This is a genomic window from Sphaerochaeta sp. UBA5836 (genome assembly GCF_002432845.1).
Taxonomy (GTDB): domain Bacteria; phylum Spirochaetota; class Spirochaetia; order Sphaerochaetales; family Sphaerochaetaceae; genus Sphaerochaeta.
In genome coordinates this window covers 1-7805 of sequence record NZ_DJGW01000044.1, presented here as the reverse complement: position 1 = coordinate 7805, position 7805 = coordinate 1, and the positions used below count along the sequence as shown (strand labels likewise).

Here is a 7805-nt window from a genome sequence, read left to right as displayed (position 1 = left end):
TCGATGTTTTTTTCGAGAAACCTGTACAGACAGCAATTCAGCTTGCCGATACGCTTGAGCTGAGCACCCAGACTGTAAACCGAGCTCTGAATCGGCTCATTAGGGAGAATCTCATTGAGGAAAAGACTGGAAACGCAAGAAATCGCGTATTTGTGTGCAAAGGCTATCTTGATATTTTCCAAGCGTAGGAAAGCGATTTGCGTGCACCATAATTCCAAAATCATTACTTTTTGGAATTATAGAATTCCTTAATTCCAGAATCCCGAGATTTTGGAATTATAGAATCCCATGCATCCAAAATCTCAGGACTATGGAACTATGGCCGGTGAACCGATTAAGTCGGATACCAGCTTGATTGAATTGCTCCATAGCAGCAGCATCCGGCTTGGAGAGCACAAGGGACCCCGATTTCTCGAAGTCCCTTGTTTGTTGCTTACTCTTCTGTATAGGCCCTGCCGTAGAAGGAGTCCAGATACAGCTGCTTGATCTCGCCGATCAGGGGGTAGCGTGGATTGGTGCCTGTGCATTGGTCGTCGAATGCCTTGATGGCAAGCTCATCGACCACCGAGAGGAAATCCTCCTCCTTGACACCCCACTCCTTGATGGAGGAGGGGATGTCCAGTTCCTTTTTCAGCTTCTCGATACCGGCAATCAGGGCCTCGACCCTCATCGCCTGCGTATCGCTTGCACTGGTTTGGATGTACGGCGTGTTCTGCTGGTCGTTGACCGCCATGGCAATGTAGTCGGCCGCCCTTGCATACCTGCTTACCGCAGAGGGGTACTCGTATTGCGGAAACGCTGCCTGTTTGGTCGGATTGTCGGTGGCGTTGTACCGGATGACATTGCACAACAGCAGGGCGTTCGCCATCCCATGCGGCACGTGGAACTGCGCTCCCAGCTTGTGGGCCATGGAGTGACAGACTCCCAAAAAGGCGTTGGAGAATGCCATGCCGGCTATGGTGGAGGCGTTGTGCACCTTTTCCCGGGCTTTCTTGTCATCGCCGTTGCGATACGCCTGCGGCAGGTACTTGAAGATCATGCGCGCTGCCTCTAGGCTGAGGCCGTTGGTGTAGTCGGTGGACATGCTGGAGGCAAGGGCTTCCAAGGCGTGGGTCAGGACATCCAAGCCGCAGCTTGCCGTCAATCCCTTTGGCTGGCCCATAGCCAGCTCGCTGTCCACGATGGCCATGCTGGGGGTGAGGGCATAGTCGGCGATCGCCCACTTCATCCCGGTTTTCTCATCGGTGATGATGGCAAACGGGGTGACTTCACTGCCGGTGCCGCTGGTGGTGGGGATGCAGACCAGTTCTGCTTTTTTGCCCATGTCGGGGAAGGCGTAGATGCGCTTCTGGATGTCCATGAACCGCAGGGCAAGGCCTTCGAACTTCACCTCCGGATGCTCATAGAGCAGCCACATGATCTTTGCCGCATCCATCGGTGATCCTCCGCCGAGCCCTATGAGTACATCCGGCTTGAAGGCGTTGATGAGTTTCATACCCTCGGTGATCGTAGCCAGGGTGGGGTCGGGTTTCACCTGGTGGAAGGTTTCACTCTCAATGCCCAGACTGTCCAGCACATCGGTGATTTTCTCCACCATCCCGCTTGAGAAGAGGAATGAGTCGGTGATGATGAATGCACGCTTCTTGCCCTTGAGCTCTCCCAGTGCGATGGGCAGCGAACCATACTTGAAGTAGATTTTCGGTGGCAGTTTGAACCAGAGCATATTCTCCCTCCTTGCAGCTTCCGTCTTGATGTTCAAGAGGTGTTTCGGTCCTACGTTCTCGCTGATGGAGTTGTTGCCCCAGCTGCCGCAGCCGAGCGTCAAGGACGGTTCAAGGCGGAAGTTGTAGATGTCGCCGATGGCACCCTGGCTTGCTGGCATGTTTACCAGGATCCTGCTGGTCTTGACGGTCTTGCTGAAGGCCTCGACCTTCTCGGTCTCTGTTTCATCGATATANNACGCTGGTGTGGCCATAGCCGCCGAGTGCGACCAGCTTGGCTGCCTTGTTGGTCCCCTCGCCGAAGTTGTCGCACCGATACATCGCCAATACCGGGCTGAGCTTTTCATGAGCGAAGGGCTCGGCTTCCTCGATGGAATCGACCTCGCCGATCAAAACCTTGGTGGAAGCAGGAACGCAAAAGCCTGCTATCGCGGCTACCTGTTCGGCACTCTGGCCGACGATGGCAGGATTGACTGTCTTGCGCTTGGGATCGATGATCACCTTGCGAAGCAGGTCGGCCTGTTCGGTGCTCAGAAAGTACGCACCGCGGTTTTGGAACTCTTCCTTCATCGCATCATAGATGTCCTTGTGGCAGATGACCGCCTGCTCCGAGGCGCAAACGACTCCGTTGTCGAACGTCTTGGACATCAAGATAGAGCTGACCGCCATCTTGATATCGGCGCTCTTGTCCACCAGGGCCGGGGTATTGCCCGGCCCGACACCGATGGCAGGGATGCCTGAGGAGTAGGCGCTCTTCACCATGGAGGGACCGCCGGTGGCGAGAATCAGGTTGACCAAGGGACTATGCATCAGATAGTCGGTCTTCTGGATGGAAGGCTCATCGATCCAGGCGATGATATCCTCGGGAGCCCCTGCTTTCACCGCGGCCTCGAGAATGACTCTCGCAGCCTCGCAGGTGCAGGCTTTTGCCCGGGGGTGGGGGCTGAAAATGATGGCGTTGCGGGTCTTGAGGCTGATCAGGCTCTTGAAAATGGCGGTGCTGGTCGGATTGGTTGTGGGAATGATACCGCAGATGACACCCTTGGGTTCGGCAATTTTCTTGATGCCGAAGCCTGCGTCGGTCTCGATTACACCACAGGTTTTCTCGTCCTTGTACTTGTGGAAGATGTACTCGGCTGCGAAGTGGTTCTTGATGACCTTGTCCTCGATGATGCCCATGCCTGTCTCTTCGACTGCCATGGCTGCCAGTTTGATGCGCTCATCGTTCGCTGCGATGGCGGCAGCCCTGAATATGGTGTCAACCTGCTCTTGGGTATAGGTTGAGAATTTGATTTGCGCACGCTTGACCCGTTCGATGAGGGCTTGCAGTTGCTCTTGTCCTGCAAACAACTCTCCAACACTTGTTTCTGCCATGTTGCACTCCTAGGTGGTTTTGATGGTTCAAATGTATAAAAAATTATCTAATTAGGTCAAGAGAGTTTAAAAGATTTATGGAAGAAATATGAAAAAAGAAATGCACTCATTTGTATATAAGTGCATATTAAAAAGCAAGAATTGGTATAAAATGTAAATTAATATGCCAATAAAGTATATAAAATCTATTATTGTAATATTAAAAGAAAATCTTGCTGCTTACTGCTGTAACCAGTACAACCGACGCCCCTGCAAGAAAGAGTGATGTGTTGATGGCCCTCTTGGGCTTGGTCGGAACACTGACACCCTGTTGTGCACCTATGGCGCGTAGCAGGGTTTGGTCGACCCGCTCGATCAAGCTGCCGCTTGTAGAGCGGAATGAGGTGGAGAGAATGCCGAAGTAAGCAAGGGTGAGCACCAGGATGGCTCCGGCCTTGCCCTTGAGCTTGGGGTTGCTTGCCACCAGGCACTGGCTGGCTGCAAGCAGGCTCATCAGGCGCAGGGCCTTCTGCAGTGCAAGGATGAGCGATCCTTCGGTGAAGGCGGCAGTACCGAGGGAGAGCAGGACCTTGCCGTTGGGTTCAAAGAGGCTGAGCAGGAGCAGGGAGAGAAGCAGCATCAGAGGCGGCAGCAGTCGAAGCTTCCTGCCGCTGATGATTTGCAGCGCGTACATGAGGACGGTGACCGAGGCCAGAAAAGGCAGGCCTTCGGTGACGATGATGGCAATCATGCAGACCAAGCTTGCAACTGTCACCGTCAGGTAGTGTCTTGCTTCTTCTGTTACGGGGACGGCAAGTTCAAGGCTCGCTTCTCTGAGTGCCTTGGGCAGGCTGCCTTTCTGCAGGTAGAGTTCCGCCGAAAGGCCCAGAACTAGGCTGGAGACCAGCCCGATGGTGAGCATAAGCGGGGCGGCAATCCAGATGGATGGCCCGTAGGCGACGAGGGAGGCCACCTCAAGCTGGGCGATATTGCTGGCAAAAGCGCCTGCGATGCTGCACCCGACCAGTGATACCTTTTCCTTGAGCACTGTCTTGAGGGTTTTCATGATCAGGCCGCTGGAGAGGGTGCCTGCAAGGGAGATGAAAAAAAGGTAGGAGAACAGCGTGCCTGAGACCATGCCCTGTCCGATGGCCTTGAGCAGCAGAGTGAGGCCGTAGGCCTTCAGGCTGAAGCTGTCGAGAATGATGAGCAATGGCAGATTGGCAAGCCCGAGTTTGAGAAAGGGGAGCGGCTTGGGGATGAGATACTCGAGGGTGGAGAGAAGCAGGGTGACCGCTGCAACAAAGGCGATTTTCCGCTCAGTTCGTGACATCATCGACCTCCATGGCTTCTGCACTCTCTCCTACAATGGTCAGCAGGACTTGGTTGGGCAGGCAGGCGATCCAGCCACTTGCACTGAAAATGGGCTTTTGATGGGTACAGCTCTTGGTGGGACAGGCCGAATCGTGGATGTGGGCCTTGCCATCCTCGATAATGATATGGGTGTCTCCCAAGGGCCCTTGCACATGGATTTCCCGGTTGGTGGAAAGTGAGTAGCGGTAGGTGCTGTCGTGGGTCTGTACCTGCAGGTACCCGCTGCCCGAACCTATGGTCTTGCTGCTGATCCACAGGATTGCAGCTATGCAGAGGCCGAGGATGATGGTATCGGTGAGCAGGGTTGCAAGCGGACGTTTCATGGCATGCAGTGTAGCGTGGACCGATTGGGTTTTCAATATGAATGTGAAACAGCTATTTCTTCATCCTCATGGGTGGATGGTGAAGTATGTGAATTATCAGGGTATAATTTGACAGTTGGTTCACACTATGCTTATTATGATTAGACATTGTGAAGATACTGTGTAGTAATGTGTTGACTGACCACAAACGCTTGTCAAGCGAACAAAGGTATGGTGATGTAATTTATGAAAGTGATTTATGTTGTTGACGGCAATCTGGAGGATCGGGAAGGGATCAAGCAGTACCTCGAGTTATCGGGATACGAGGTGCAGGCGTATGAGGATTTGCACGGGGTGCAGGTGGCGATTTCGCGCCAGACTCCCGACTTGCTGCTGCTTGAGGTGCAACTGCCCGACGGCGATGGCTTCAACTATTTGAAAAAGCTGAAGCAGTCCTTTTCCTTTCCGGTGATTTTTGTGACCGGCAGGGTTGCCGAGAGTGACAGGATCCTGGGTTTCGAGCTGGGCGCTGATGATTATGTCTGCAAGCCGTTCAGTTCGAAGGAGTTGGTGCTCAGGGTGCATGCCCTGTTTCGAAGGATCGACGTCAGTGTTTCGGCGTTCCATAGTAGTTCAACCTGGACGCTTGGCAATTCGGTGTTGCAGCTTGACGAGGTGTCGCACATGTTCAGTGTCGACGGGAATCAGGTGCCTCTTACAGCTGCCGAGTGGAGGATCATGAGCTATTTGGTGAGCAACAGTGGAATTCTCATCACCAGGTCCCAGATTCTGGAGCACTGCTTCGACTACAGCTTCGAGTCGTACGACCGAATCGTCGATACCCATGTGAAGAACATGCGGGCGAAAATGGGTCCGCTCGGTTCCCAGTGGATCGAGACGGTTCGTGGCTATGGATACCGATTTGCAGGCAAGAGTATTTCCGGCAAGCCGGGTTTCGAAGCGCAGGATTAAGACATGGAAGACCAGAAACAAAAAAACAGTGAGCTTATTTATATAGTAGAGGACCACGAGGTCATTCGCGAGGGAGTGCGTCAGTATTTGGAGCTCTCGGGCTATGTCGTGCGTGGTTTTGCCAATTTGAAAAGCGCCCGGGAAGCATTTGCAAACCAAACGCCTTCCTTGTTGATCCAGGATGTGATGCTGCCCGACGGCGATGGTTTTGCTTTTGTGAAGCAGCTCAAGGAAAAGGTCGATTGTCCGGTGATTTTCATGACAGCCCGCACCGAGGAGAGCGACCGCATCCTGGGTTTCGAGCTGGGTGCCGATGACTACATTTCCAAGCCTTTCTCGCCCAAGGAGCTGGTGCTCAGGGTGCAGGCGGTGCTCAGAAGGTACCGCAACGGCAGCTACGAGCCAAGTGACGGACTGCTGTATGTCGGTGATCACTGGATGTGTTTCGATGAGCAGGACCACCGCTTGGAGGTGGATGGCGATCAAGTCGTCCTCACTGCAGCGGAGTGGAGGATTCTTTCCCACTTGATCCAGAACTCCCATCACTTGGTTTCACGTTCCCAGATTCTGGAGGAGTGTTTCGATTACACGGTTGAATCGTATGAGCGGGTGGTGGACACCCATATCAAGAACATCCGGTCCAAGCTCGGCGAGGGGCCTTGGATCGAGACGGTCCGCGGCTATGGCTACCGCTTCATCGGCCATGAGAAAGAAAGAACAGAGGTATGAGAAAACAGTTTGTCCGACTATTCCTAAGTTTTGTGTTGGTTGTGGCCGTAGTGCTGGGCATCCAGGCTGTTGTCGTGCTTGTAAGCCTGCAGAACCAACGCGCTTCTTGGACTGAGTCGGTGTTCGAGGAGTATCTGGAGACGTTTACCAACAACCTGAAGGCCGGGCTTTCCAGTCGGCCATCCTCGTTCATAACCATCGAACAGCTGTTGCTTGCCTCCGCAGACGACCGGGTCAGCGGCCTCTACATCCGCAACCCGGATGGGACGGTCGCTGTCGCCTATGGGAACACCAGCAGCGGAAATTCGCTTCCCATCCCCAGGCAAAGACCGGCAGAGGCGCAGATTCCGACAATGCATCATGCTCTTCCCGTTGCGAAGGAGGCGATCGGGGAGCAGGGGTTCACTTCTTCCGAGATGCACAGTGATGTATATGTGGTCAAGATCCTGCAATCGGGTTCAGTCACTTCGCTTTTGGTGAGCAGGCAGCCCGAGCGACAGAAGCAGACGATCCTGCTTCCTGCCCAGGTGAAGGCCAATGATATCGCCGGCAGCATGGTGATCATGTACAACAACGAGGTGCTGGGGATGGTAGATGTGCTGACCTACACCCCCTTTACCTATAAGGACACGGGAAGGTTGTTCAAGGGTTTGCTGTATCCTTTCCTTTGGGCTATGCCGTTCGCCTTCCTCATCGCGCTTCTGATGGCCGCTTCGGTTTCCAGGCGCAGCGGGAAATATACCAGTGGTATCCAGCAGGCTCTTCAGCTGCTTTCCAGCGGGGAGAATGGTGTGCAGCTTCCTGCAACCAAGATTGATGAGCAGAAGGTGATCAATAGGTCGATCAAGCAGCTTGATGAGAACCTCTTGCTCAACAAGGTGAGCAGGCAGGCGTGGCTTCGAAGCATCAGTCATGACCTGAACACTCCGGTTGCCAGCATGAAGCTGTTGCTTGATGGGATCATCGATGGGGTGTTTCCGGTCAATGAGCAAACACTTGCTACGCTCAAGCGGGAGAATGATACGCTCTCCGACCGCATCGCGTTGGTTTCCCTGTATGCAAATCTGCAGAGCCCCGACACAAAGGCCACCCTGTCACAGCTTGATGTCGCTTCGTTCATCCAGCAGGTGTTGGATGCATTCTCCGAGGAGCAGAAGGACCGTATCTATCTTGATGCAAACGATGCTCAGTTGATAGCCGACCAGAAGTTGCTTACCTATGCTTGCAAGGCTCTTCTTTCAAATGCCTTGCAGGCCAGCGAGGATTCGGTAGGGTGGGCGATAGGCCAAAACAGCATGACGTTCACCAATACCGGCCATTTGGCCGAGGGTATCGATTTCTTCGAGCCCTGGAC

The 7805-nt window shown here is 53.8% G+C and carries 6 protein-coding genes and 1 pseudogene; 4 read left to right on the top strand and 3 right to left on the bottom strand.

Annotated elements, in window-relative coordinates:
* Positions 1–188 (top strand): MarR family transcriptional regulator (locus B3F49_RS03520; RefSeq protein WP_293909003.1); only part of this gene is annotated, 188 nt, incomplete at its 5' end.
* A gap of 245 nt (positions 189–433) precedes the next feature.
* On the opposite strand, the pseudogene adhE reads toward B3F49_RS03520, so the two are convergent.
* The 3 genes and pseudogenes from adhE to B3F49_RS03505 all read right to left on the bottom strand — a co-directional run bounded on the left by adhE (position 434) and on the right by B3F49_RS03505 (position 4771).
* Positions 434–3095 (bottom strand): annotated as a pseudogene (gene adhE / locus B3F49_RS03515) (bifunctional acetaldehyde-CoA/alcohol dehydrogenase).
* Between the two features lie 199 nt (positions 3096–3294).
* The gene (locus B3F49_RS03510; RefSeq protein WP_293909001.1) at positions 3295–4407 is read right to left on the bottom strand and encodes a Gx transporter family protein; all 1113 of its coding nucleotides are present in this window, start codon (positions 4405–4407) and stop codon (positions 3295–3297) included.
* Positions 4394–4771, bottom strand: coding sequence for a NusG domain II-containing protein (locus B3F49_RS03505; RefSeq protein ID WP_293908999.1), 378 nt, complete (start codon positions 4769–4771; stop codon positions 4394–4396). Before B3F49_RS03505 ends, B3F49_RS03510 begins: the two co-directional genes overlap by 14 nt.
* A 225-nt stretch (positions 4772–4996) precedes the next feature.
* Here B3F49_RS03505 and B3F49_RS03500 point away from each other — a divergent pair, with 225 nt between their 5' ends.
* The 3 genes from B3F49_RS03500 to B3F49_RS03490 all read left to right on the top strand — a co-directional run.
* Positions 4997–5722 carry a response regulator transcription factor gene (locus tag B3F49_RS03500; RefSeq protein WP_293908996.1) on the top strand — a complete coding sequence of 242 codons (726 nt, stop codon included), beginning with the start codon at positions 4997–4999 and terminating at the stop codon, positions 5720–5722.
* Positions 5723–5725: 3 nt separating this feature from the next.
* The gene (locus tag B3F49_RS03495) at positions 5726–6451 is read left to right on the top strand and encodes a response regulator transcription factor (RefSeq protein ID WP_293908993.1); all 726 of its coding nucleotides are present in this window, start codon (positions 5726–5728) and stop codon (positions 6449–6451) included.
* Positions 6448–7805: sensor histidine kinase (locus tag B3F49_RS03490; protein WP_293908991.1), on the top strand; the 1358-nt coding region annotated here is incomplete at its 3' end. The genes B3F49_RS03495 and B3F49_RS03490, both read left to right, overlap by 4 nt.

Bases quoted from the DNA above. Each gene is read 5' to 3' on its own strand.
- B3F49_RS03510 (WP_293909001.1), bottom strand. From the start codon at position 4,407: ATGTCACGAACTGAGCGGAAAATCGCCTTTGTTGCAGCGGTCACCCTG.
- B3F49_RS03505 (WP_293908999.1), bottom strand. From the start codon at position 4,771: ATGAAACGTCCGCTTGCAACCCTGCTCACCGATACCATCATCCTCGGC.
- B3F49_RS03500 (WP_293908996.1), top strand. From the start codon at position 4,997: ATGAAAGTGATTTATGTTGTTGACGGCAATCTGGAGGATCGGGAAGGG.
- B3F49_RS03495 (WP_293908993.1), top strand. From the start codon at position 5,726: ATGGAAGACCAGAAACAAAAAAACAGTGAGCTTATTTATATAGTAGAG.